Genomic DNA, 23,272 nt, shown 5'->3' on the forward strand with positions numbered 1-23,272 from the left:
AAAAAACCTCATCATAGATTGATGGGGTTTTTAATTTAAAATTGAATATCACATTCTTTTTTATGAATTTCTTATAATTATATATTGATACTTTAACATATTCAATGGTTATCTTTGAATCATATTAAACTAATAAACAAACCATTATGAAAAAAGTATTGATGATTTTTGCTTTGGCAGCTTTTACAACTGCCTTTGCACAGGAAAATAAAAATGAAAAAACAGAAACCGTGGTTACAAAAACTTCCGTTAAGGACAGTAAAGGAACAGATGTTGCCACCAAGGAAGTAACCAAATCTGAAAAGCAAGTTGTTGCTCTTAACAGTAACGATGCTAATCAAACAAATCAAGAAGTGGTTCCTACTCCCGTTCAGGTAAATACTGATGTGAATTACAGTAATGATGGTAGAAATTATACATTTCAAACTGCGCCAGTAGGTTACAAAATGATGACTTCAGATGCTGGAGCTGTAAAGGATTATGCAATTGTTCGTCCATCCTCACAGAAAGGATATTATATTATGTCGCAGGATGGAAATAGCTCTTTTGGATATTTTAACCAAAATGGAGATTTTGTTGTAGAACGTTATGATGCAGCCTCAGACGCAATTATTTCTACAGTATATCAATTACAGGTAAAAGAAACCAAAATGATGAAAAAGGATAAAATGTAATTTTTCAAATTAACTATCCCCGCAAAAAAAATCGCCCTTCAGATTCCACTAATCTGAAGGGCGATTTGATTTATTTGATATTAGTTATTCCTTGTGCATAAATGCCTGTTTGGCCAAAAGTGTTTCTTCACTTTCCACGTTATCTTCATCAGGAACACAGCAATCAACGGGGCAAACCGCTGCACATTGGGGCTCATCGTGAAACCCTTTGCATTCTGTACATTTATCAGCTACAATGAAATAAATTTCATCACTAACCGGTTCCTGCGCTTCGTTTGCATCTACCTCTTTTCCATTTGGCAATACAACTTTACCATCAAGATCGGTTCCATCAGCATAGCGCCAATCATCAGCACCTTCATAAATTGCGGTATTTGGACATTCCGGCTCACAGGCGCCACAGTTTATACATTCGTCCGTTATAATAATTGCCATGGGGTTTAGTTTTTCTAACTTTGCGCAAATTTAATGCCTATCAATCGCAACTCCAAAATAAGTATGCAATTAAATCAAAGAATTAACGCTTTTGTAGAATTGGGTAAGTTTCTCGGGAAAATTGAGTTCGAAAACGAATTTGAATCTATTTTAAGAAAAGCTGAAGCTGAGAACGGATGGTTCACGCAGGAAAACATAAAATTTGCTTTAAAAAATTGGGGAGATGCACTTTCCAAAGAAAATCTCCAACGATGGATTTCAAAATATAAAATTGAGGATATTGAGCCTAAAACAGTTGCAATTATAATGGCTGGCAATATCCCATTGGTAGGTTTTCACGATTTTCTTTCTGTTTTGATTAGTGGAAACAAAGTATTGGCAAAACTTTCCTCGAATGATAAAACACTACTTCCTTTTCTGTCGGAATATTTAATTTCAGTGGAACCGGAATTCAAAAATTATATTGAATTTACCGATGGAAAATTAGAAAACTTTGATGCTATAATCGCTACTGGCAGCAATAACACTGCACGTTATTTTGAATATTACTTTGGAAAATACCCAAACATAATCCGTAAAAACAGAAATTCCGCAGCGATTTTAACAGGAAATGAAACCGAAGAAGAATTGAAAAATCTTGCCGATGATATTTTTACATACTTCGGTCTTGGCTGTCGCAATGTTTCAAAGTTGTACATTCCTGAAAATTACGATTTCGAAGCTTTTTTCAAAGGAATGTTTTCTTGGAAAGAAATAATCCACAACCATAAGTACATCAACAATTATGATTATAACAAAGCGGTATATTTAATGGACAGCTTTCCGTTATTGGACAATGAATTTATGTTGCTGAAAGAAGACACAGCTTTCTCCTCTCCTATCTCTGTGGTTTTTTATGAAAAATATAATTCTTTTGAAGACCTTTCAAAAGAATTGGAAGAACAATCCGAGAACATTCAATGTGTTGTTTCAAAAGCTGGAATCAATAATGAAATTCCGTTCGGAAAAGCCCAAAACCCAGAATTATGGGATTATGCCGATGGGATAGACACGGTTGAATTTTTGTTGAAACTTCCTTGATAAAATATTCATAATTCCCATATATTTCGTAGCATAATTCACATCTTTGCACTATAAATTTTCATCAAAATGAAAAAACATAATTTTAGTGCAGGACCCTGCATTCTTCCACAATCCGTATTGCAAAAATCTGCAGATGCGGTTTTAAATTTCAACAATTCAAATCTTTCACTGATAGAGATCTCCCACCGCAGCAAGGATTTTGTAGCGGTTATGGACAATGCCCGGGACCTTGCTTTGGAGCATCTTGGACTTCAAAACAAAGGCTACCAAGCATTGTTTCTTCAAGGTGGAGCAAGTCTTCAATTTTTGATGGCGGCATTTAATCTTTTAGAAAAAAAAGCTGCCTATCTCAACACAGGAACTTGGTCCAACAACGCAATAAAAGAAGCCAAACTTTTGGGCGAAGTTGTGGAAGTTGCCACTTCAAAAAGTGATAATTTTAACTTTATTCCCAAAAATTACAATATCCCAGCTGATGCAGATTATTTCCACTGCACAAGCAACAACACCATTTTTGGAACACAGATGCAAAGTTTTCCGGAAACGCAAATTCCGATGGTGTGTGATATGAGTAGCGATATTTTTTCAAGACAGCTGGATTTTTCAAAATTCAGTTTGATTTATGCCGGGGCACAAAAAAATATGGGGCCTGCGGGAACCACACTTGTTGTAATTAAAGAGGATATTTTGGGCAAAGTTTCTCGCGCAATTCCTTCTATGCTTAATTACAAAGTGCATATTGAAAAAGAGAGCATGTTCAATACGCCAGCAGTTTTCCCTGTATATGTTTCCATGTTGACACTAGAATGGTTAAAGGATTTGGGCGGAATTTCAGCAATTGAAAAAGTGAACAACCAAAAAGCAGAGCTTCTTTATAACGAAATAGATAGAAATCCTTTGTTTGAAGGCTTTGTTCCTAAAAAAGAAGATCGCTCCAAAATGAACGCCACTTTCAATTTAAAGAATGATGAATTGAAAGCAACTTTTGAAGACCATATAAAACAAGCGGGCATCAACGGCTTGAATGGCCACCGAAGCGTTGGCGGATATCGAGCCTCTATGTACAATGCATTACCGCTAGAAAGCGTGCAGGTTTTGGTAGATGTGATGCAGGCATTGGAAAAAGGCGCCTAAAAATAATTTATTAACACAGTAATCCTTATAAATGAAAGTATTAGCAAACGACGGAATTTCAAAAAGTGGAATCACAGCTTTGGAGAAAGCAGGTTTTGAAGTATTAACAGTACAAGTGGCCCAAGAACAGCTTCAAAATTATATAAACGAACATAAGATTGAAGTGCTACTGGTTCGCAGTGCCACTAAAGTTCGAAAAGATATAATTGATAACTGCCCTACTCTAAAAATTATAGGCCGTGGTGGAGTTGGAATGGACAATATTGATGTTGATTACGCTCGCGAAAACGGGATTGAGGTCATTAATACGCCCGCAGCTTCGTCTGCTTCTGTTGCAGAATTAGTATTTGCACATTTATTTGGTGGAGTTCGTTTTCTTCACGATTCAAACAGAAATATGCCGTTGGACGGAGATACAAAATTTAATGGATTAAAGAAAAGTTACGGCGCGGGTCGTGAACTTCGCGGAAAGACTTTAGGTATCGTTGGATTTGGTAGAATTGGTCGTGAAGTTGCAAAAATAGCTTTGGGTTGCGGAATGAAAGTTATTGCCAGCGACCATAGCATAGGGGAAGCCGATATTACCCTTGAATTTTATGACGGTCAAAAAATCACTTTAAAAATAAAGACAGAGCCTGTTGAAGAATTGATAAAACACAGCGATTTTATTTCCCTCCACGTACCGGCCCAAAATGGGTACCTAATTGGAAAAGAAGAAATCTCGAAAATGAAGAATGGCGTTGGTCTTGTGAATGCTGCCCGAGGTGGTGTTCTTGATGAAAACGCGCTGTTGGAAGGTCTTGAAAGCGGAAAAATTTCTTTTGCTGGTTTAGATGTTTTTGAAGAAGAGCCCACTCCTTCCATTAAAGTATTGATGAACGATAAAATTTCATTAACTCCTCATATTGGGGCTGCTACAGATGAAGCACAAGACAGAATTGGCACCGAGTTGGCTGAACAAATTATAAATATAATGGCTAATGCTTAGCATTTTTAACTAACTTAGTTGATTAACCAATACTTTTAAAAAATGGCTTCAATATTAGATTTACTTAGTAGTGATTTGGGCAAGCAGCTCATCAGTGGTGCAAGTGCACAAACTGGTCAATCAGAAGATAAAACAGCAAATGTTTTGAGCATGGCGCTACCTGTTATTTTGGGAGCAATGCAGCGCAATGCCGCAACTCCTCAAGGAGCAGAAAGCTTGAATAATGCTTTAAATGACAACCGTCACGATGGTTCTATTTTAGACCAATTAGGCGGGCTTTTAGGAGGCGGAAGTACAGATTCCAATTTATTGAACGATGGAGCTGGAATATTAAAACACGTTCTTGGCGGAAATCAGCAAAAAGTGGAACAAAACATAAGCAAAACAAGCGGTGTTGATGCTGGTTCCGTTGCACAAATAATCAAAATGGCCGCACCAATTTTAATGGGAGTTTTAGGAAGCCAAAAAAGAAAGGATAATGTTGGTCAAGGCGGAATTGGAGATTTGTTAGGTTCAGTTTTAGGAAAAAATACAAATCACGATCAATCGTTTCTTGAAAGTCTACTTGATGCTGATGGCGATGGTAGTGTAATTGACGATGTTGCCGGTATGGTTATGGGCGGAAATAAGAAAAAAGGCGGCCTTGGCGGTCTTTTGGGTGGTTTATTCGGAAGATAAAATTTTTAAAATTTTTTTTGAAGCACCGTTCCTTTTTTAAAATGAACGGTGTTTTTTTTAAATGAACGTTAAACATAGTTTGCTTCATTTTACATTTCTTAACTTTGACAAAATCATTATTATGAAAAACTTTCTAATCATAATCGCTTTTTCAATAGCACTTTATAGCTGTGGAAGCGGCAATATAAATAACAATTCCAACACAGGAGTTTCTTCAAATGATACAATTCGTATTGCAAATGACAGTCTTGAATACGAAATTATAATTATTGAACCTGGATTTGATTCTTGGCTTATAACGCAACCAAAACGTGGATTTTACGGCCAATCTCTTTTGGAGTCTAAAAACCGTTCTTTTGTTTCCGAATATAACAGCCGCGTGCTTCAGCCCAACCAATATTCGCCAAACTTATACACTGAGCAAATAAACTATGATCCTGCAGTGGACTATGGCTACGAAGTAAATTACCTGCTTTATAATTACTTTGTCTATTTTCAAGATAAATACAATCAAAAATTTATAGGCGGTAGAAATTGAAAAAACTTAAAGAACGTTGGAAAATCAAAACCAACGGACAACTTTTTATAATCTTTCTCGTCTTTGCCATAACGGGAAGTTCAGCCGCAAAACTTGCTGTACCACTAACTGAGTTTTTCGAAATAAAAAAGGAAATGGGATGGTACATATATTGGCCTTTCCGAATTTTAATAATTCTTCCAATTTATCAGCTACTTTTGGTTTTTTATGGTTGGGTGTTTGGTGAGTTTGATTTTTTTTGGAACTTTGAAAAAAAAATGCTCCGCGGAATGGGTTTGGGGTTTTTATTTAATAAATGAAGATTTTTAAAAGGGAAATAATACGGATTTTTGCAGCTACGGTCTTTTCGTTTGCACTGCTGCTTCCATCTGCTATACAATTTGCCCATACTTTTGAAGGTCACGAGCACAAAGCCTGTACAGAGTTTTCCACGCACATTCACAAAAAACAACTGGATTGTTCCATTTGTGATTTTCATTTTTCAATTTTTAATTACACTCCCCAGGAACTTCCTAAGTTTGCGGTATTAGACGGTTTTCAAAAAAATGAAACTGTTTATTTTTTACCCGAATTCAAATTACATTCCACACATTATTTTCTTCGTGGGCCTCCACAATTTCTTGACTTTTTAGCATAAATTTTTAAAAAAAACAATTCTTAAAATCAAGAAAGCATGAAATGCCCCTTGACAATTATTTATGCCAATCGGTATAGATAATTAGGGCATTCCATCTTCCTACTTATCAAATATTTTATACAGATGAAAAATATTCTATGCTTGCTTGCAGTATTTTTGTTATATACTGCGGCGAGCGCACAAAATTCCTTAATAGGAAAAATAGCTTCGAAAGAAAAAAATCAACCCATCCCCGCAACTGTTTACATTCCGCAATTGGAAAAAGGAACAGCCGCGGATTTTGATGGAAACTATAAATTGAACAACATTCCCGATGGAAATTACAACGTAGTTTTTTCGTCTTTGGGATATGCCACAATTTCGAAAAAAATAAGTTTTTCGAACAATCAAGAAATTACTGAGAACCTACAGTTGGAAGAAAGCGCCGTGGAAATGGAAGAAGTCATTGTTTCCACGCCATTCCATAAATTGCAAAGTGATAACGTGATGAAAGTGGAACGTGTTTCCACGGAAGATTTGAATTCTTCCGGTGCAGTCACACTTGCTGACGGAATTAAAAACATTGCGGGTGTTGACCTTATTACGACAGGAACAGGAATCGGTAAACCAGTTATCCGCGGCTTGAGTTCAAATCGTGTTTTGACCTATACCCAAGGCGTTCGGCTTGAAAACCAACAGTTTGGTGACGAACATGGTTTAGGCGTAAACGAAGCAGGCGTTGAAAGTGTGGAAGTGATAAAAGGTCCCGCTTCCCTACTCTACGGAAGTGATGCTTTGGGTGGGGTTCTTTATTTGAATCCAGAAAAATTTGCAATTGGTGGTGAAACACACGCCGATTTAAGTAGCACCTATTTTTCAAACACACGAGGAACATCAACCAATTTGGGAGTAAAAACCTCCGGTGAAAAGTTGAAGTTTTTGGCGCGTGGATCGTATTCAGAGTTTAGTGATTATAAATCTGGTGCAGATTATCGTTTGACCAATTCCCGTTTCAATGAAAAGGATTTGAAAACGGGCGTGCAATATTTAGGTACGAAATTTAAGTCAACGCTACGTTATAATTATAACCGTTCAAATATTGGCATTGCTGAAGAAGTTGGCCAACAAACGCGATCAAAAAGTTTAGAATTGCCGTTTCAAGAAATTGATAACCATATTTTAAGTTTTGATAATACTGTTTTTTTCAATAATTCAAGTTTGGATATAAAAGCTGGTTATTTGTTCAATGACCGCCGCGAATTTGATGATGATCCAGCTACAGCGGCACTTCGAATGAAATTGAACACCATTAATTACGATATAAAATACAATCTGCCAGAATTGGGAAAATTTGAAACAATAATAGGCTTGCAGGGAATGTTCCAAAACAATAAAAACGAAGGCGAGGAAATCTTGATTCCCGATGCAAATACTACTGATGTCGGGGTTTTGGGAACTTCCCATTATCATTTGGAAAAATTGGATTTGCAGGCAGGAATCCGTTTCGACTCCCGAAAGATTGAAAGTGAAGCCGCGAGAAATCCTTTGGAAGATGATTTTATTCCTGCGTTGGACAAAACTTTTACGAGTTTCACGGCAGCTTTGGGCGCAAAATTGGGTTTGTTCGAAAACTTTTCCACACGAATAAATTTTGCAAGCGGTTTTAGAGCACCCAATTTGGCAGAACTTACTTCAAACGGCGTCCATGAGGGCACCAATAGATATGAAAAAGGAAATGAGAATTTGACGAACGAGCAAAATTTTCAAGCGGATCTTTCTTTGGAATATAGAAATGAACACATTGAACTTTTCGCCAACGGATTTTATAATGCAGTGAACAATTACATTTTCATTTCCCCAACTGACGAAACTATTGATGACACCCAAGTTTTTGATTATCTTCAAAATGATGCTATGCTTTATGGTGGTGAATTCGGTTTTCACCTACACCCACATCCGTTGGATTGGCTGCATTTGGAAAGCAGTTTTGAAACCGTTACCGGTAAATTGAGCAATGATGATTATTTGCCTTTGATTCCCGCAAATTCGCTTCGGAATACGTTTCGCGTAGAATTAAATGATGGAAAATTAAGAAAAAACAGTTTTGCTTTTATCACACTCGAAAATACTTTCGATCAAAAAAATGTAAGTAATTTCGAAACGAGAACTGGCGGTTATTCGCTATTAAGTGCAGGAATTGAAAGCAGCTTTCAAATTCAAAAAGTTTTATTGAAAGTTGGTTTGAACGGAACAAATCTTACCGATAAGGAATATGTTTCGCACCTATCACGATTTAAACCCGATGGAATTTTTAACATCGGTCGAAGTATTAATGTGAACCTGAAAATAGAAATCTAAAAAAAAGCCCCAAATCGGGGCTTTTTTTATTCATCTATGCGAATTTCAATAGTTTGTGGCGCTGGCTGTTTTTTCCAGACAAATGTGTAAAGCCACATAAGCGTGAACGTTGGAACAACATCTGTGAAAGGCAATATTTCTTCAAGAAAAACAAAAACGGAAGCTATTTTTCCTTCGGTACCTTTATACATATCGTTCATTTTTTTTGCGGCAAATGGTGCCCAAAGTATATCCAAAAAAGGACCTATAACCGGTATTGCCATTGTGGCCATACCAACCAAATCATAAATGATTCCTTGGCGGAGTAGTTTATATTTTTCGTTTTTCATTTTTGTTGTATTTAATTTCAATTAAAAGAATCAAAAAACATTCCAAAAAATTACGAAAGATCGCTACTAATCAATTTCAAAAATTCATTTCGCGTTTCAATTGCCTCAAACTGACCGCGGAAACCCGAAGTTGTGGTAACACTGTTCTGTTTCTGCACGCCACGCATCATCATGCACATATGCGAGGCTTCAATAACAACGGCAACACCTTTCGGTTTCAACGTATTGTTTATACACTCCAAAATATCGTGGGTAAGCCTTTCCTGCACTTGCAATCTTCTTGCAAAAACATCAACAATGCGCGGAATTTTACTCAACCCCACAATATAACCGTCCGGAATATAAGCAACATGGGCTTTTCCAAAAAAAGGCAAAATATGATGTTCACACAAAGAATAAAGTTCAATATCCTTTATAATTACCATATCGTGATAGGCTTCCGCGAACATCGCACTTTTCAAAATTTCAGCGGGATCCTGGCAATTACCAGAAGTTAAAAACTGCATTGCCTTTGCAGCTCTTTCGGGAGTTTTAAGTAATCCTTCACGGGAAACTTCCTCGCCTATTCCACTTAAAATTTTGCTGTAGTTTTCAATTAAATTGTCAGTTACAGGCTGGTCGTATTCTTCAAAATATCTATATGACGACATCTTTTTTCTGTTTAAGAATTGGATTTCAAAAATAAACACATAATTCCGAATAAGAACAATATAACCAATTGGATTGCATTATAGCGCTATAAATAGTACTTTCACGCTTTAAAATTTCGCTATGATCGAGGCCCAAAATATCCACAAATATTACGACAATCTCCACGTTTTGAAAGGAGTTGACCTTCATATTAAAAAAAGTGAAATTGTCTCTATTGTTGGGGCTTCGGGCGCGGGTAAAACTACGCTACTCCAAATATTGGGCACATTGGATTCGCTTCACGACAGCAAAAGCAAACTGGAAATAAACGGAGTAAATATTGGTTCCCTTTCGGGTAAAAAGTTGGCGCAATTCAGAAATGAAAATTTGGGGTTTATTTTTCAGTTCCATCAATTATTACCTGAATTTACTGCGCTTGAAAATGTTTGTATTCCAGCCTTTATAAAAAATACACCCAAAAACGAGGCTGTTAAAAAAGCGAAAGAATTACTTTCCTTTTTAGGCCTTTCACACCGTGAGGACCACAAACCCAATGAACTTTCCGGAGGGGAACAGCAACGTGTGGCTGTGGCTCGGGCTTTAATAAACAATCCCGCAATCATTCTCGCGGACGAGCCAAGCGGAAATTTAGATACCGAAAGCGCCGAAAACCTGCACAATTTGTTTTTTAAACTTCGGGATGAATTTGGACAAACCTTTGTAATTGTTACGCATAACGAAGAGCTTGCAAATATGGCTGACCGAAAGTTGGTGATGCAGGATGGTGTTATTATCAATTAAATTTTAATTAAATCTCAAATACCGAATTTCAAAAATTCACTCTTATGAAGAAAAGTGAATTAAAATCATTTCTCGACGAAAAGGTAAATATTTACAACCACCCCAATTTTATTGAAAGCGATCCCATTCAAATTCCACATCTTTTCACATTAAAGGAAGATATAGAAATTGCTGGGTTCCTCGTAGCAACCATTGCTTGGGGAAACCGAAAAAGCATCATAAACAACGGGCATCGCTTGATGGAAATGATGGGCAATTCGCCTTATGATTTTGTTATGAATTTTTCAGAAAAGAATTCTGGGTCGCTTTCACCCTTTGTACATAGAACTTTTAATAATGAAGATCTTTTTTATTTTTTCAAAGCACTTCAAAACATCTATAAAAATCACGGGGGTTTGGAAGCTGTTTTTTCCAAATATGCTGAAAAGACCACATTGCAACCTGCAATCCATCATTTCAAAAAAAGTTTTTTTGAACTGCCGCATCTTCCAAGGACCCAAAAACATATAAGCGATCCACTTAAAAATTCCGCAGCAAAAAGAATAAATATGTTTCTCCGCTGGATGGTCCGCAATGATAAAGCGGGCGTTGATTTCGGGATTTGGAAAACCATTTCCCCTGCCCAACTTTCGTGTCCGTTGGATGTGCACAGCGGTAATGTAGCGAGAAAATTAAACCTTTTAAATCGCAAACAAAATGATGGAAAAGCATTGGCAGAGTTGGATTTTTCCCTTAGAAAACTTGATAGTGCTGACCCTGTTAAATATGATTTTGCACTTTTCGGCTTAGGGGTATTTGAAAAATTTTAAATTTATTTTTTTAATTTTTTATAATATTTTTTAAGATGAAACAAGTTTTTATAAAATGTTGTACATTTACTTTCAATCCTTAAACAATTATGTTTTATAAAGGATTAAAAAAAATTAGGAGATTTTACATTGAAAATACCACAAATTCCTGCCTATGAACTGGAACGTCTCGCTGCAGTTCGGTCTTACAATTTGTTGGACACCTTGCCTGAAAAGGATTTTGACAACATAACTGCCCTCACGGCAAGCATTTGTGATGTTCCTATTGCCTTGGTAACATTGCTTGACGCTGACAGAAATTTTTTAAAATCACACTACGGAATTAATTTCAGTGAATCCCCACGAAACATTTCTTTCTGTGGGCATGCTATTTTGGATGAATCAAACATATTTATTGTTGAAGATGCCAGAAACGATCCACGTTTTCATGACAATCCGTTGGTAACCGAAATGCACGCTATATTTTATGCCGGCGTAAGGCTTGTAAATAGCGATGGTTACCCACTGGGCACTCTTTGTGTTTTTGACAAAAAGCCCCGAACCCTATCAAAACAACAAAAAACAGCGCTAACTGCATTGGCATATCAAGTTGTAAATCTTTTTGAGGCCCGAAAGCGAAATAGAACATTAATGTCCGTACAACAAGAATTGAAGGAAAAAAACGAAGAGCTCAAAAATTTTGCGGGAATTGTGTCTCACGATATGAAAATGCCGCTTGCCAATATGATTATCACCTCAGATATGCTCCGAAGTAAATACGGCTCATTGTTGGATGTTCAGGGCAAGCAATATTTAGATTATATAAAACAATCCTCCTTTACGTTAAGCGAATACATTACAGGCCTGTTGGAACATTATGAAAGCGATAAAACTGCTTCTTTAAATGGGGAGTCTTTTGACAGCCATGACCTGCTTGAAGATATAATTGAATTGTTAAACATCAATATTGATTGTGAAATAAACCTTCCGGAGGAAAATATAGAAATGCACGCAAACAAAGTAGCATTGGAGCAAATATTGCTCAATCTCATTGCAAATAGCTTAAAATATAACGATAAGAAAAAAATAAAAATTGATATTGCCTGTACTGAAGAAAATGGCTTTTATTATTTCAAAATTTCAGACAACGGAATTGGTATCCCAAAAGATAAAATGGATCATATTTTTGACCTTTTTGCAACTACCGGAAAATTGGACAGAAACGGAAAAAAAGGAAATGGTATTGGTTTATCTACAGTAAAAAAACTTGTCAAAAAACTAAATGGCGAAATTACCGTTTCTTCTACTGTAGGGAAAGGCACCTCGTTTCAGTTTAATATTGAAAAGCTTAAGTGTTAATTTTCTTTATTTCAATATTCCAAAAATAATTTCAATCCCCGCCCCTTTTCTATATGCACCTACGGTAAAAAATATTTGTACCCCTTTTATGATTCCTCCAAAATTCCCTGATAATGAAAAAGAAAGAATTGCTGAATTAAAAAAATATAATTTACTCGACACTCTTTCTGAAAATGATTTTGACAATATTACATCCCTAATAGCAGTAATCTGTGAAGTGCCCGTTTCCTTAATTACACTTTTAGATACTGATAGAAACTTTTTTAAATCCCACTTTGGGCTCGATTTTAACCAATCGCCAAGAAATATTTCTTTTTGCGGCCATGCTATTTTGCAGGATGAGGAACTATTTATTGTGGAAGATGCCACAAAGGATGAGCGCTTTAAAAACAACCCATTGATATATGATAACAATGCAATTTTTTATGCAGGCGTCCCTCTTATCAACCCAAAAGGCTTCAAACTGGGCACGCTCTGCATTTTTGACGAAAAACCCCGCCAGCTTACTGAAATTCAAATAGTAACCTTAAAAGCTTTGGCAAAACAGGTGATAAATCTTTTTGAACTTCGAAAGAAAAATAACCTGCTAACAGATTTTCAAAAAGAGCTCCAACAAAGAAATGAAAGACTTGTGAATTTTGCCCACGTAGTCTCCCATGATTTAAAATCGCCGTTGGCCAATATAACCTCTCTCACGCGCATGTTGCGGGAAGAAAATTTTGAAACGCTGTCTAAAGATTCAGAACTTTACCTCAATTACATTGAAGAATCATCTTTTACCTTGAAAAACTACATCAACGGTATTTTAAAATTTTATAAAGCTGATGAATTGCTTGAAGCCCAAAAACAGGACGTTGAATTGAAAAAACTTTTTGAGGAAATTGACGAAATTTTAATTACGGAAGATATTATTTTTGAATATCCCCAAAAAGGAGTTTTAACAAATGTAAACAAAGCTGCATTGACCCAAATTTTTCTGAATTTGATTGACAACAGCTTAAAATATAATTTAAACGAAAAAAGGCTGGTTTCTGTAAAATACATTGAAGATCCTGATTTTCACAAATTTTCCATCAAGGATAATGGAATGGGGATAGACCTTGGCGTACAAGAAGAAATTTTCAATCTTTTTAAAACAACTGGCATAAAAGATCGCGACGGTAAAGAAGGTACGGGCATTGGCTTGGCGACTGTAAAAAGTTTGGTTTCAAAACTTGGGGGTAGCATTTCTTTGGAATCTGAACCCGAAAAAGGAAGCACCTTTACGTTTACCGTTCAGAAATAGCTGAAATTACGTTCCATTTTTTATCTTTGGGCAATATTTATAGGAATGCAGTTTAAAAACCCAGAAATTCTTTACGCCCTTTTCCTACTGCTCATCCCCATATTTATTCACCTTTTCCAACTTCGGCGTTTCCAAAAAGTAGATTTTACCAATGTCGCTTTTCTTAAAAAGGTGACCATCCAAACCCGAAAAAGTTCGCAGCTAAAAAAATGGCTTACTTTGCTGATGCGTTTGCTCGCATTGGCCTGTATTATTGTAGCATTTGCACAACCCTTCACCGCTTCAAAAACTGCTTTGAACACCAAAAAAGAAACGGTTGTTTACATTGACAATTCGTTCAGTCTGCAGGCAAAAGGAGACAAAGGCCCAATATTGGAGCGGGCTTTGCAGGATTTGTTTGATAAAACTTCAGGAGCCGAAAAATTAAGTTGGTTCACGAACAGTTCCGAACGCAAAAATACCTCACCCCAAGATTTCAAAAACGAAATACTTTCTGTTGAATATTCCCAAAACCAACTCACGCCGAACCAGGTTTTGTTGAAAGCAAACCAACTTTTTTCCAATGAAAAAGATGTTTTGAAAAGACTGGTTTACATTTCAGATTTTCAGCAAAAGGAAACTTTTCCAGAAATTCCAGAAAATTTAACCGTGGACGCTGTTCAGTTAAAGCCCGTAAAAGCATCAAATATCGCTATTGACAGTGTTTATATTGCTTCAAATAATACTGCCGCAACCCAGTTGAAAGTGAAAGTTTCAAAACGTGGAAATGCTGTTTCGGAAACTCCAATTTCACTTTACAACAATGGAAAACTGATTGCAAAAACAGCTCCGGATTTTTCGGGCAACGCAGATGGCACGGTTACTTTTGACATCGATAATTCCGAAGGTTTTATTGGGAAACTGGAGCTTAACGAACCCAACCTTCCTTTTGACAATACCTTGTTTTTCAGCATCAATAAACCCGCAAAAATTAAAGTATTGGCAATAAATGAAGCCGATGGAAATTTTATGCGCCGACTTTTTGAGAAAGAGGAATTCAAGTTTACGCAGCAAACTTTCAAAACACTGAACTATAACGAAATTCCGGACCAAAACTTCATCGTTTTAAATGAGTTGAAAGAAATTCCCGCTTCCTTGGCAACCGCTCTGAAATCTTTTACGGATGAAGGTGGAAGTGTTTTGGTAATTCCAGCTTCTGAAGTGGAATTGGGCAGCTATAATAATTTTCTTTTAACGATGTCTTTGGGAACATTTTCAGAAGAAATACAGCAGGAAAAAAAGATTGCGAAAATATATTTTTCACATCCGTTATTTAAAAATGTTTTTGAAAAGGAAGTTGTAAATTTCCAATATCCGAAGGTAAATTCCTTTTATGCTATTTCAACCAACGCAACGCCGGCCATAGGTTTTGAGGATAATCAGCCATTTTTGGTGCAAAAAAATAAAACTTATTTACTGACTGCTGCAATCAATAACGAGAATTCAAATTTTCAGAATTCACCTTTGATCGTTCCGGCGCTTTATAATATGGCTTTGCAAAGCCTGCCTTTGCCGCGCTTGTATTACACTATCGGAAGCCAAAATTCCATCGCTATTCCAGTGAAATTGGGACCGGATGAAATTTTAACAATCAAAGACAGTACCGCCCAGTTTATCCCACTTCAGCAAACAAAAGCTAACTTTGTGTTGATGACTACAACTGATGAGCCCCATAAAGCTGGCAATTTCCAGGTTGTGAAAGAAAATGAATTCTTGGAAAACATTAGTTACAATTATGCCCGCGACGAAAGTGAATTGCAATACTTAAATCCTGAGGATTGGAAAGGCGCAGAAGTCTATAAAACGGTGGATGATCTATTTGATTCGATTGCCGATGCAAATTCAATCAACAGTTTTTGGAAATGGTTTGCTATTTTTGCATTGCTCTTTTTACTTTTTGAAATGCTTATCTTAAAATTCTACAAATGAAGATATTACTGAAATCTGCCACCATTGTTGATGCTTCCAGCAAGCATCACATGAAAAAAAGGGATGTTTTGATTGAAAACGGTAAAATTTCAAAAATTGCCGCTACTATTTCTTCTTCCGAAAAAGTAAAGGAAATTTCACTGAAAAATCTTCATATTTCGCAAGGTTGGTTTGATAGCAGTGTCTCTTTTGGAGAACCCGGCTTTGAAGAACGGGAAACTGTTGAAAACGGTTTAAAAACTGCTGCCCACAGCGGTTTTACAAGTGTTGCGGTAAATGCCAATAGTTTTCCCATAACCGACAGTAAAGGGCATATCAAGTTTTTGAAAAGCAAAGCCGAAGGAAATGCAGTTAGCCTCTACCCTATTGGCGCGCTCACTGTGGGCAGTAAAGGAATAGATTTGGCGGAACTATTTGATATGAAAAGTGAAGGTGCGGTTTCATTTTATGATTATAAAAGTCCAATCGCAAATGCAAACCTTTTAAAGATAGCGCTGCAATACACCCAAAATTTTGATGGACTGGTTCAATCATTTCCTTTTGAAAAATCTGTTGCTAGAAATGGAATGGTGAATGAAGAAGTAACCAGCACCCGCTTGGGATTGAAAGGAATTCCGGCGCTTTCTGAAGAACTGCAGATAATTAGGGATTTGTATATTTTGGAATATACCGGCGGAAAGCTTCACATTCCCACTATTTCCACTAAAAAATCGGTAGAACTTATTAAGGACGCTAAGAAAAAAGGGCTGAATGTAACCTGCAGTGTTTCAATTTTCAACCTTGTTTTAACGGACGAAGCTTTGGAAGATTTTGATACAAACTACAAATTGTTGCCTCCACTCCGCACAAAAGAAGATACAAAAGCCTTGTTAAAAGGCCTAAAAGATGGAACAATTGATGGCATTACCAGCGATCACAACCCGATTGATGTAGAACATAAAAAAACTGAATTTGATCACGCTTTCTTCGGAAGCATTGGCTTGGAGGGATGTTTTGGAGCAATCAATACAACTTTGGGAATTGAAGAATCCGTCAAAGTATTAACTGGTTTGAAAAAAACTTTTAATATTCCTTCAGTAAAAATTGAAGAAGGAAATCTTGCGGAATTTACACTTTTTAATCCCGATGAAAGCTGGGAGTTTTCAGAAAAGGATATTCTTTCAACCTCCAAAAATGCTGCATTATTGGGGATGAAGCTAAAAGGAAACGCTTACGGGATTTTTGCGAACAATCAATTGGTGCTAAATAAATAATGAAGACTTCTCCCGCAGGAAAATCTACCGCCCTTATTGCTTATGCGCCTTTCGTGGGTTTTTTGATCGCTTATTTCATCAACCGTGACGAAAACCACCAATTTGCAACCTGGCATATCAAAAATATGTTCGGATTGTCTATTTTGTTTGTGGTTTCGTTAATCGTGCAATCGCAAATTGACGTAACCACGGGCGACATTTTATGGCTGGGTTGTTGTGCAATTTGGCTATTTTGCTGGGCAATGGCTTTTTTAAACAAGAAAACAGGGCTTCCAATTTTAAGTGAAAAATTTCAGGAATGGTTTACATTCTTGAATTAAAGTATTGGCTATCTTTAGCTTATAAAAATCACTAACCTAATTTTAAAAACATGGAAACAACTACAGACAACGGAAAGACCGTGGCAATAATTGCCTATATTTTCTTAATTGGCTGGATTATAGCTTTAATAATGAACAACGGAAACAAAACAGCATTAGGCTCTTATCACATACGGCAATCGCTTGGTATTATGTGTGTGGGTGCTATTTTAAGTATAATTGCGGGAGTAGTTAGTATTTGGATTCTTTCAGTAATAATAAATCTCGCTTTAATTACTTTTTGGTTACTTGGATTCATCACTGCCCTACAGGGCGAAATGAAACCCGTTCCTGTATTGGGCGAGCAATTTCAGGAATGGTTTAAGGGAATTTAGATTTTAAACAATATTTAACGAGACCTTTTAAGCTGAAACAACTTCAGTTTAAAAGGTCTTGTTTATTTTTGCAACCTATGAAAAAACAGACCTTACTTTTAGAACACAATTACAGGCCAGCCAAAAATGCTTCTGAAAATCCGCCAGCAATCATTATGCTTCACGGTTTCGGGAGTGATGAAAACGATTTGTTTTCTTTCGCAAGTGAACTTCCGGAGAAATATGCAATCATTTCCCTAAAAGCGCCAATCCGTTTGGAACCTTACGGAAATGCTTGGTATAATATATATTTTGATAATTCACAGGGAAAATTCAGCGATGACGAACAAGCAATTGCCTCGCGCGAATTGGTTTCGAAATGCATTGACGAAGTGATTGAAAAATACAAAATTGACAAAAATAATATCACGCTGCTAGGTTTCAGCCAAGGTACCATTTTAAGCTTCGCGGTAGCGCTGAGCTATCCTGAAAAAGTAAAGAATGTAATTGGTTTGAGCGGTTATATAAACGAAGAAATTTTGAAAGATGGTTTTGAGAAAAATGACTTCAGCAAGCTTAAAGTCTATACTTCCCACGGAAGTGTAGATCAGGTGATTCCCGTGCAATGGGCCCGAAAAACCGAGCCATTTCTCAAAAATCTGAATATTGATTGCACATATTCAGAATTTCCGGTTGGGCACGGAGTAGCTCCCCAAAATTTTTACGAACTGAAAAATTGGTTGGAAAAACAGTAATCAGTCGTCAGTAGTCAGTAATTGTATAACTGAATAACTAAAGAATTCTCAAATTCAATTTGGGTAAAGAAATGAAGCTATAGGGGTTAATTCAAGTTCTTTTTTATCGTTGAAATAATATTCCAAAATCATTTCGCCCCAAAATTTCCCATCGGTAAAATCTGCCTGAATCCATTTGTGATTGAGGAATTTTAGTTTGTTGATCTTCATATCCCCGTTCATTCCATCAAAAGGCACCAAAGGATTATTGCCCTTTTCAAAATTAAAATCATAGATTTGGTCAGAAACCATAGATTCAACATCGGCTGCCTCAAAACCCAAATTTTCCAAATAGGTCATTGCGTTGTCATTTCCCTGAAGGGTAAAATAATTTAAATCGCGGACAACATTCTGCAAACTATCAATCGAGGTATTTTCTTTTTGAACTTTTGCCTCCAGATTTTCTATTTTAGTTTCCTGTGATTCAAAAATGCTCTTTTCGTTCATATATTGATAAATTATGAACAGCAATGCGAAAAGAAACAGATACATAAATATTTTATTCTTCATAATCAAATGTTTATGGTGAGGGTGTCAAAAGCCAAATGTACTTTCTTCGGAAGTTTATTCTCTACTTCTTCGTGAAAGCCCATTAAATGGCTAATATGGGTTAAATATGTTTTCTCGGGTTTTACTTTTTCAACAAAATCTAGCGCTTCGGAAAGGTTAAAATGTGAATAATGCGGTTCTTCCCTAAGGGCATTTACAACCAAAACCTTGGTGCCTTTCACTTTTTCAATTTCTTCTTCCGAAATGGTTTTCACGTCTGTTAAATAGGTGAAATCTTCAACCCTGAAACCTAAAACAGGCAACGTATCGTGAAATGCTTCAATGGGAATCACTTTTTTTCCGCCAATAATAAAGGGAACATCCTTGTCAATAACAATTTCTTCAATACTCGGCGCTCCGGGATATTTGTTTTCGGTTTCAAAAATATAGGCAAACCGCTCGTGCAATGATTTAAAAACCCGCTTGTGGGCGTAAAATGGCAAGTTGCCCTGCATAAAATTAAAAGGACGAATATCATCCAAACCTGCCGTATGGTCGCTATGTTCGTGGGTCAATAAAACTCCATCCAGTTTTTCAACATTTTCGCGCAACATCTGCTGCCTAAAATCTGGGCCGCAGTCAATTACATAAGTAAAATCTTGCCAACGCAATAAAACAGATACACGCAAACGTTTATCTTTTATATCGTTGCTTTTGCAAACAGGGTGATTGCTACCTATTACAGGGATTCCCTGTGAAGTTCCAGTGCCAAGAAATGTAACGGTGAAGGTTGAATCCATTCTCGCAAAAATACTGGTATTTTTTTTGTTTACCTATTGTATTTGCTACCTTTGTTATTAAGAAAAATAGAACGTTGCTATGCCAGAAACCATATTAGGTGACAAGGAATTTGAAAACATTCCTTCCATAAAGAGTAAGGCTTTACGAATCAATCTGAACGAAAACATTTACGGTACTTTTGCCGAAATTGGTGCCGGGCAAGAAACAGTGCGTAATTTTTTCAGGGCTGGCGGTGCTTCAGGGACTATCGCGAAAACAATGTCTGCCTATGATAAGGATTTTAGCGATGCTATTTACGGAATTGAAGAAGATGGCAGATATGTTACCGAGGCGAGGCTCATTAAAATGCTTTCCCACGAAATCAATTTGATTGAGGAACGCATCATTCGCCAAAAACATCCCAATAAACTTTTCTTCGCCTATGCAAATACCGTGGCGACCATTGATTTTGCAAAACAATACAAAGGTCACGGCTGGTTGGGCATTCGTTATCAAGTGGATCCAAAAGAAGCATATAACGAAATAACGCTTCACGTTCGTTTTCACGAAAATGATGCACAATTACAGCAAATTACTTTAGGAATATTGGGCGTAAACCTAATTTATGGCGCTTATTACAAATATGACCAGCCTAAAAAATTGTTGCGCTATTTGTATGATCATATTGATAAAGATAAAATTGAAATAGACACGATCAACTTTTCCGGGCCACGTTTCCAAGATGTGGACAATCGTTTAATGAGTCTACAGCTTATTAAGAATGGAATGACAGATGCGGTTATGTTTGGCCCAGATGGTCATAATATTTTACCTGCAAGAATACTTTACAAGAAAAACATTTTAGCGCTTCGCGGAAGTTTTAGGCCTGTAACCAAGGTGAACATTGACATGTTTGAGCGTTCCTATGAAATGTTTCTCGAAGAAAATAGAGTAGAAAAAGAACGCACCGAGGTTATTTTTGAAATCACCCTTTCCAATCTTCGTGCAGAAGGAGAAATTGATGAAGAGGATTTTATGGACCGGGCGAAACTCTTATGTTCCCTTGGGCATACCGTAATGATCTCGAATTTCCAGGAGTATTATAAATTGGTTGAATATTTTTCCCGTTATACCAAAATGAGAATGGGCCTCGCCATGGGCGTTAACAATTTGGTGGACATTTTTGACGAAAAATATTATCGCCATTTGAGTGGCGGAATATTGGAGGCTTTCGGAAAACTTTTTTTTAAAGACTTGAAAGTATATTTATACCCAATGAAAGACCCAGAAACTGGAGAATATACCAACAGTGAAAATCTTAAAGTTCACCCGCGAATGAAAGAACTGTACAAATTCTTCAAATACAACGGAAAAGTGGTGGACATTACCAATTACAATCCTGACATTCTCGACATCTTCTCTCGCGAAGTACTTTCAAAAATAGAAAGCGGCGAGGAGGGCTGGGAAGAAATGTTACCTGCTGGAGTTTCAGAAATCATTAAGAAAAAACATCTTTTCAATTACAAAGGAACCACTGAAAAAGTTGATAACTAATCTAAAATCTGTGCAGCGTGATCCTTGGTTTTTACCTTGTCTATCACCTGTTCAATAATTCCTTTTTCATCAATAATAAATGTTTTTCGATGGATTCCATCAAATTCCCTTCCCATAAACTTTTTTGGTCCCCATACACCGAAAGCATTTATTACTTCCTTGTTTTCATCAGCTAAAAGCGGAAAAGGCAAATTATATTTTTCTTTGAATTTCTTTTGACGCTTTTCATTATCTGCGCTAACCCCAAGCAATTCAAAACCTTGGTTTTCAAATTCTTTATAATTATCGCGAAGATTACAAGCTTCAGCAGTACAGCCTGGAGTATCGGCTTTTGGATAGAAAAAAACGATCCATTTTTTTCCTTTAAAATCTGCAGAAGAAATACTGTTCCCATCTTGATCATTTACCTTGAAATTTGGAGCCTTATCTCCTGCCTGTAATGTTTTCATTATCTTTATTTTTGTATAAAAATACTTATAATGACCAAGCAAGAAAAGGTAACATTCGTTATTAATACGTTAAATAAATTATACCCCCAAGTTCCCATTCCTTTAGACCATAAAGACCCCTATACCTTATTGATTGCAGTTCTGCTTTCTGCACAGAGCACAGACGTTAGGGTGAACAAGATTACACCCTTTTTATTTGAAATAGCCGACAATCCCTACGACATGGTAAAACTAACCGTAGAAGAAATCAGGGAAATCATCAAACCCGTTGGTCTTTCACCGATGAAATCGAAAGGAATTCATGGGCTTTCTGAAATTTTAATTGAAAAATATAACGGCCAAGTTCCAGCAGATTTTGAAGCATTGGAATCTTTACCGGCCGTGGGCCATAAAACTGCAAGTGTGGTGATGAGCCAAGCCTTTAACATTCCCGCTTTTCCGGTAGACACACATATTCATAGGTTAATGTATCGCTGGGGTTTTACTAATGGGAAAAATGTAGTTCAGACCGAAAAGGATGCTAAGCGCTTATTTCCAGAAGACCTGTGGAACATACTTCACCTTCAAATTATATGGTACGGGAGACAATATTCCCCTGCTAGAGGATGGAATTTAGAAAAAGATGTAATTACCAAAACTATTGGCAGAAAAACAGTAATCAATGATTATTTGAATAAAAAAAGTCGATGAGTTGAGGAGTTTAAAAGTTGAGTGTCTTAAACCAACATTTTTAAAACTTATAAACTTCTAAACCCTTAAAATTAATTAAAAAAAAACCCTGAAAAGCTAATTCCAGGGTTTCTCCAAAGTTTAGTTTAGAAGTGCTTCAAACTTCAATTTATTATAATCTATAACACTTAAAGCCATCGAATAATCCAGAAGAAATTTAATGGTTTCTTCTTTTGGAACAAGTTTTTTATTCACGTCGTCCAACCGTGATGATTCAGTGTAAAATTTTTGCATAGAATGTTATTTTGAGGTTTTATTTCCAAATAACGCAGCAAAAACCAGTTTATTGTATCAATTGGTTAATATAATATTATGTTTATCAATTACTTTGCGCAAATTGATCAATGCATAACGCATCCGTCCCAGTGCCGTATTAATACTGACGCCTGTTTGCTCGCTTATTTCCTTAAAACTCATGTCTTTATAAATTCGCATGATCAGGACTTCTTTTTGATCGTCCGGAAGCTCCTGTATTAATCTACGAACGTCATCTTCAACCTGCCCTTTTATTATTTGCTTTTCAATATTTAAAGCGTTGTCGCTTAGTACTGAAAAAATATTGAAATCGTCATTGTTTTCAAATTTCGGCATGCGGTTGTTTTTTCTGAAATGGTCAATCACCAAATTATGCGAGATACGCATAACCCAAGGAAGAAACTTGCCTTCTTCATTATAGGCACCTCTTTTTAAGGTTCTAATAACCTTAATAAAGGTATCCTGAAAAATGTCTTCGGCGACATCCCGGTCAAATACTTTCGAATAAATAAAACTGTAGATTCTTTGCTTGTGGCGAGTAATTAACTCACTGAGTGCAGATTCGTTACCGTTCATATAAGCGTTTACCAAAAACGCATCAGAGTTTGTGCTTTGCTTCATATCAATACTTT

Annotated in this window: 28 protein-coding genes; 20 read left to right on the plus strand and 8 right to left on the minus strand. The window is 36.5% G+C overall.

What is annotated here, in order from left to right; all coding sequences use genetic code 11:
• Nucleotides 1-146 precede the first annotated feature (146 nt).
• A complete protein-coding gene (locus A7A78_RS01150) occupies nt 147-674 on the plus strand; it encodes a hypothetical protein (protein ID WP_068760405.1) in 528 nt (175 codons plus the stop codon).
• Nucleotides 675-758: 84 nt separating this feature from the next.
• On the opposite strand, the gene A7A78_RS01155 is transcribed toward A7A78_RS01150, so the two are convergent.
• Complete coding sequence (locus A7A78_RS01155; protein WP_068760407.1) at nt 759-1,109, minus strand: 4Fe-4S binding protein; 351 nt, start codon at nt 1,107-1,109, stop codon at nt 759-761.
• 63 nt (nt 1,110-1,172) lie between these two features.
• On the opposite strand from A7A78_RS01155, the gene A7A78_RS01160 reads away from it, so the two are divergent.
• From A7A78_RS01160 to A7A78_RS01195, 8 genes are all read left to right on the plus strand, one after another.
• Nucleotides 1,173-2,189, plus strand: coding sequence for an acyl-CoA reductase (locus tag A7A78_RS01160; RefSeq protein WP_068760889.1), 1,017 nt, complete (start codon nt 1,173-1,175; stop codon nt 2,187-2,189).
• A gap of 69 nt (nt 2,190-2,258) precedes the next feature.
• Entirely contained in the window at nt 2,259-3,326 is a 1,068-nt protein-coding gene (serC, locus tag A7A78_RS01165) for a 3-phosphoserine/phosphohydroxythreonine transaminase (protein WP_068760409.1), read from the plus strand.
• Between the two features lie 31 nt (nt 3,327-3,357).
• A complete protein-coding gene (locus A7A78_RS01170) occupies nt 3,358-4,314 on the plus strand; it encodes a D-2-hydroxyacid dehydrogenase (protein ID WP_068760411.1) in 957 nt (318 codons plus the stop codon).
• A gap of 42 nt (nt 4,315-4,356) precedes the next feature.
• Nucleotides 4,357-4,992, plus strand: a complete 636-nt coding sequence (locus tag A7A78_RS01175; protein WP_068760413.1) for a DUF937 domain-containing protein — start codon at nt 4,357-4,359, stop codon at nt 4,990-4,992.
• Nucleotides 4,993-5,113: 121 nt separating this feature from the next.
• Nucleotides 5,114-5,530, plus strand: a complete 417-nt coding sequence (locus A7A78_RS01180) for a DUF6146 family protein (RefSeq protein WP_068760890.1) — start codon at nt 5,114-5,116, stop codon at nt 5,528-5,530.
• On the plus strand, nt 5,527-5,829 hold the full coding sequence (locus tag A7A78_RS01185) for a DUF6787 family protein (protein WP_068760415.1): 303 nt from the start codon (nt 5,527-5,529) through the stop codon (nt 5,827-5,829). Before A7A78_RS01180 ends, A7A78_RS01185 begins: the two co-directional genes overlap by 4 nt.
• The gene (locus A7A78_RS01190) at nt 5,826-6,167 is read left to right on the plus strand and encodes a hypothetical protein (RefSeq protein ID WP_068760417.1); all 342 of its coding nucleotides are present in this window, start codon (nt 5,826-5,828) and stop codon (nt 6,165-6,167) included. The genes A7A78_RS01185 and A7A78_RS01190 overlap by 4 nt, the downstream gene beginning before the upstream one ends.
• A gap of 123 nt (nt 6,168-6,290) precedes the next feature.
• Nucleotides 6,291-8,504: a TonB-dependent receptor gene (locus A7A78_RS01195; protein ID WP_068760419.1), complete on the plus strand. Its 2,214-nt coding sequence runs from the start codon at nt 6,291-6,293 to the stop codon at nt 8,502-8,504.
• A gap of 26 nt (nt 8,505-8,530) precedes the next feature.
• Here the strand turns inward: A7A78_RS01195 and A7A78_RS01200 are convergent, their stop codons facing one another.
• Both A7A78_RS01200 and folE read right to left on the minus strand, forming a co-directional pair.
• Nucleotides 8,531-8,833: a hypothetical protein gene (locus A7A78_RS01200; RefSeq protein WP_068760421.1), complete on the minus strand. Its 303-nt coding sequence runs from the start codon at nt 8,831-8,833 to the stop codon at nt 8,531-8,533.
• A 50-nt stretch (nt 8,834-8,883) separates the two neighbouring features.
• Nucleotides 8,884-9,483 (minus strand): GTP cyclohydrolase I FolE, encoded by a 600-nt coding sequence (folE, locus tag A7A78_RS01205; protein ID WP_068760423.1) that lies wholly within the window; start codon nt 9,481-9,483, stop codon nt 8,884-8,886.
• A gap of 121 nt (nt 9,484-9,604) precedes the next feature.
• On the opposite strand from folE, the gene A7A78_RS01210 reads away from it, so the two are divergent.
• The 9 genes from A7A78_RS01210 (at nt 9,605) to A7A78_RS01250 (ending at nt 18,345) form a co-directional block, all read left to right on the plus strand.
• Entirely contained in the window at nt 9,605-10,264 is a 660-nt protein-coding gene (locus tag A7A78_RS01210; protein ID WP_068760425.1) for an ABC transporter ATP-binding protein, read from the plus strand.
• Nucleotides 10,265-10,308: 44 nt separating this feature from the next.
• A complete protein-coding gene (locus A7A78_RS01215; RefSeq protein ID WP_068760427.1) occupies nt 10,309-11,073 on the plus strand; it encodes a TIGR02757 family protein in 765 nt (254 codons plus the stop codon).
• 129 nt (nt 11,074-11,202) lie between these two features.
• On the plus strand, nt 11,203-12,411 hold the full coding sequence (locus A7A78_RS01220; protein WP_068760429.1) for a sensor histidine kinase: 1,209 nt from the start codon (nt 11,203-11,205) through the stop codon (nt 12,409-12,411).
• 88 nt (nt 12,412-12,499) lie between these two features.
• Nucleotides 12,500-13,696, plus strand: coding sequence for a sensor histidine kinase (locus A7A78_RS01225; RefSeq protein WP_068760891.1), 1,197 nt, complete (start codon nt 12,500-12,502; stop codon nt 13,694-13,696).
• 45 nt (nt 13,697-13,741) lie between these two features.
• Entirely contained in the window at nt 13,742-15,664 is a 1,923-nt protein-coding gene (locus A7A78_RS01230) for a BatA domain-containing protein (protein WP_068760431.1), read from the plus strand.
• On the plus strand, nt 15,661-16,917 hold the full coding sequence (locus A7A78_RS01235; RefSeq protein ID WP_068760433.1) for a dihydroorotase: 1,257 nt from the start codon (nt 15,661-15,663) through the stop codon (nt 16,915-16,917). The genes A7A78_RS01230 and A7A78_RS01235 overlap by 4 nt, the downstream gene beginning before the upstream one ends.
• Entirely contained in the window at nt 16,917-17,237 is a 321-nt protein-coding gene (locus tag A7A78_RS01240) for a hypothetical protein (RefSeq protein WP_068760435.1), read from the plus strand. Before A7A78_RS01235 ends, A7A78_RS01240 begins: the two co-directional genes overlap by 1 nt.
• Before the next feature lie 50 nt (nt 17,238-17,287).
• Nucleotides 17,288-17,611 (plus strand): DUF4870 domain-containing protein, encoded by a 324-nt coding sequence (locus A7A78_RS01245; RefSeq protein WP_068760437.1) that lies wholly within the window; start codon nt 17,288-17,290, stop codon nt 17,609-17,611.
• 77 nt (nt 17,612-17,688) lie between these two features.
• Nucleotides 17,689-18,345, plus strand: a complete 657-nt coding sequence (locus A7A78_RS01250) for an alpha/beta hydrolase (protein ID WP_068760438.1) — start codon at nt 17,689-17,691, stop codon at nt 18,343-18,345.
• A gap of 54 nt (nt 18,346-18,399) precedes the next feature.
• Here the strand turns inward: A7A78_RS01250 and A7A78_RS01255 are convergent, their stop codons facing one another.
• Nucleotides 18,400-18,894: a hypothetical protein gene (locus tag A7A78_RS01255; RefSeq protein WP_068760440.1), complete on the minus strand. Its 495-nt coding sequence runs from the start codon at nt 18,892-18,894 to the stop codon at nt 18,400-18,402.
• Between the two features lie 2 nt (nt 18,895-18,896).
• Nucleotides 18,897-19,673 (minus strand): MBL fold metallo-hydrolase, encoded by a 777-nt coding sequence (locus tag A7A78_RS01260; protein ID WP_068760442.1) that lies wholly within the window; start codon nt 19,671-19,673, stop codon nt 18,897-18,899.
• Nucleotides 19,674-19,752: 79 nt separating this feature from the next.
• Here A7A78_RS01260 and A7A78_RS01265 point away from each other — a divergent pair, with 79 nt between their 5' ends.
• Nucleotides 19,753-21,207: a nicotinate-nucleotide adenylyltransferase gene (locus A7A78_RS01265; protein WP_068760444.1), complete on the plus strand. Its 1,455-nt coding sequence runs from the start codon at nt 19,753-19,755 to the stop codon at nt 21,205-21,207.
• Here the strand turns inward: A7A78_RS01265 and bcp are convergent.
• On the minus strand, nt 21,204-21,656 hold the full coding sequence (gene bcp / locus A7A78_RS01270; protein WP_068760446.1) for a thioredoxin-dependent thiol peroxidase: 453 nt from the start codon (nt 21,654-21,656) through the stop codon (nt 21,204-21,206). The two genes, A7A78_RS01265 and bcp, sit on opposite strands and share 4 nt — an antisense overlap.
• Before the next feature lie 30 nt (nt 21,657-21,686).
• Here bcp and A7A78_RS01275 point away from each other — a divergent pair, with 30 nt between their 5' ends.
• Nucleotides 21,687-22,346, plus strand: a complete 660-nt coding sequence (locus tag A7A78_RS01275) for an endonuclease III domain-containing protein (RefSeq protein ID WP_068760448.1) — start codon at nt 21,687-21,689, stop codon at nt 22,344-22,346.
• A gap of 120 nt (nt 22,347-22,466) precedes the next feature.
• Here the strand turns inward: A7A78_RS01275 and A7A78_RS15040 are convergent, their stop codons facing one another.
• Nucleotides 22,467-22,619 carry a hypothetical protein gene (locus tag A7A78_RS15040; RefSeq protein ID WP_165593533.1) on the minus strand — a complete coding sequence of 51 codons (153 nt, stop codon included), beginning with the start codon at nt 22,617-22,619 and terminating at the stop codon, nt 22,467-22,469.
• A gap of 57 nt (nt 22,620-22,676) precedes the next feature.
• Nucleotides 22,677-23,261, minus strand: coding sequence for an RNA polymerase sigma factor (locus tag A7A78_RS01280; RefSeq protein WP_068760450.1), 585 nt, complete (start codon nt 23,259-23,261; stop codon nt 22,677-22,679).
• Between the last annotated feature and the right edge of the window lie 11 nt (nt 23,262-23,272).

Origin of the sequence: Aequorivita soesokkakensis (genome assembly GCF_001641085.1) — a bacterium.
GTDB lineage: Bacteria > Bacteroidota > Bacteroidia > Flavobacteriales > Flavobacteriaceae > Aequorivita > Aequorivita soesokkakensis.

Bases quoted from the DNA above. Each gene is read 5' to 3' on its own strand.
- A7A78_RS01190 (WP_068760417.1), top strand. From the start codon at position 5,826: ATGAAGATTTTTAAAAGGGAAATAATACGGATTTTTGCAGCTACGGTC.
- bcp (WP_068760446.1), bottom strand. From the start codon at position 21,656: ATGAAAACATTACAGGCAGGAGATAAGGCTCCAAATTTCAAGGTAAAT.
- A7A78_RS01170 (WP_068760411.1), top strand. From the start codon at position 3,358: ATGAAAGTATTAGCAAACGACGGAATTTCAAAAAGTGGAATCACAGCT.
- A7A78_RS01155 (WP_068760407.1), bottom strand. From the start codon at position 1,109: ATGGCAATTATTATAACGGACGAATGTATAAACTGTGGCGCCTGTGAG.
- A7A78_RS01230 (WP_068760431.1), top strand. From the start codon at position 13,742: ATGCAGTTTAAAAACCCAGAAATTCTTTACGCCCTTTTCCTACTGCTC.
- A7A78_RS01215 (WP_068760427.1), top strand. From the start codon at position 10,309: ATGAAGAAAAGTGAATTAAAATCATTTCTCGACGAAAAGGTAAATATT.
- A7A78_RS01160 (WP_068760889.1), top strand. From the start codon at position 1,173: ATGCAATTAAATCAAAGAATTAACGCTTTTGTAGAATTGGGTAAGTTT.
- A7A78_RS01225 (WP_068760891.1), top strand. From the start codon at position 12,500: ATGATTCCTCCAAAATTCCCTGATAATGAAAAAGAAAGAATTGCTGAA.
- A7A78_RS01255 (WP_068760440.1), bottom strand. From the start codon at position 18,894: ATGAAGAATAAAATATTTATGTATCTGTTTCTTTTCGCATTGCTGTTC.
- A7A78_RS01235 (WP_068760433.1), top strand. From the start codon at position 15,661: ATGAAGATATTACTGAAATCTGCCACCATTGTTGATGCTTCCAGCAAG.
- A7A78_RS01275 (WP_068760448.1), top strand. From the start codon at position 21,687: ATGACCAAGCAAGAAAAGGTAACATTCGTTATTAATACGTTAAATAAA.
- A7A78_RS01180 (WP_068760890.1), top strand. From the start codon at position 5,114: ATGAAAAACTTTCTAATCATAATCGCTTTTTCAATAGCACTTTATAGC.
- A7A78_RS15040 (WP_165593533.1), bottom strand. From the start codon at position 22,619: ATGCAAAAATTTTACACTGAATCATCACGGTTGGACGACGTGAATAAA.
- A7A78_RS01240 (WP_068760435.1), top strand. From the start codon at position 16,917: ATGAAGACTTCTCCCGCAGGAAAATCTACCGCCCTTATTGCTTATGCG.
- serC (WP_068760409.1), top strand. From the start codon at position 2,259: ATGAAAAAACATAATTTTAGTGCAGGACCCTGCATTCTTCCACAATCC.
- A7A78_RS01260 (WP_068760442.1), bottom strand. From the start codon at position 19,673: ATGGATTCAACCTTCACCGTTACATTTCTTGGCACTGGAACTTCACAG.
- A7A78_RS01245 (WP_068760437.1), top strand. From the start codon at position 17,288: ATGGAAACAACTACAGACAACGGAAAGACCGTGGCAATAATTGCCTAT.
- A7A78_RS01280 (WP_068760450.1), bottom strand. From the start codon at position 23,261: ATGAAGCAAAGCACAAACTCTGATGCGTTTTTGGTAAACGCTTATATG.
- A7A78_RS01200 (WP_068760421.1), bottom strand. From the start codon at position 8,833: ATGAAAAACGAAAAATATAAACTACTCCGCCAAGGAATCATTTATGAT.
- folE (WP_068760423.1), bottom strand. From the start codon at position 9,483: ATGTCGTCATATAGATATTTTGAAGAATACGACCAGCCTGTAACTGAC.
- A7A78_RS01210 (WP_068760425.1), top strand. From the start codon at position 9,605: ATGATCGAGGCCCAAAATATCCACAAATATTACGACAATCTCCACGTT.
- A7A78_RS01175 (WP_068760413.1), top strand. From the start codon at position 4,357: ATGGCTTCAATATTAGATTTACTTAGTAGTGATTTGGGCAAGCAGCTC.
- A7A78_RS01250 (WP_068760438.1), top strand. From the start codon at position 17,689: ATGAAAAAACAGACCTTACTTTTAGAACACAATTACAGGCCAGCCAAA.
- A7A78_RS01195 (WP_068760419.1), top strand. From the start codon at position 6,291: ATGAAAAATATTCTATGCTTGCTTGCAGTATTTTTGTTATATACTGCG.
- A7A78_RS01265 (WP_068760444.1), top strand. From the start codon at position 19,753: ATGCCAGAAACCATATTAGGTGACAAGGAATTTGAAAACATTCCTTCC.
- A7A78_RS01150 (WP_068760405.1), top strand. From the start codon at position 147: ATGAAAAAAGTATTGATGATTTTTGCTTTGGCAGCTTTTACAACTGCC.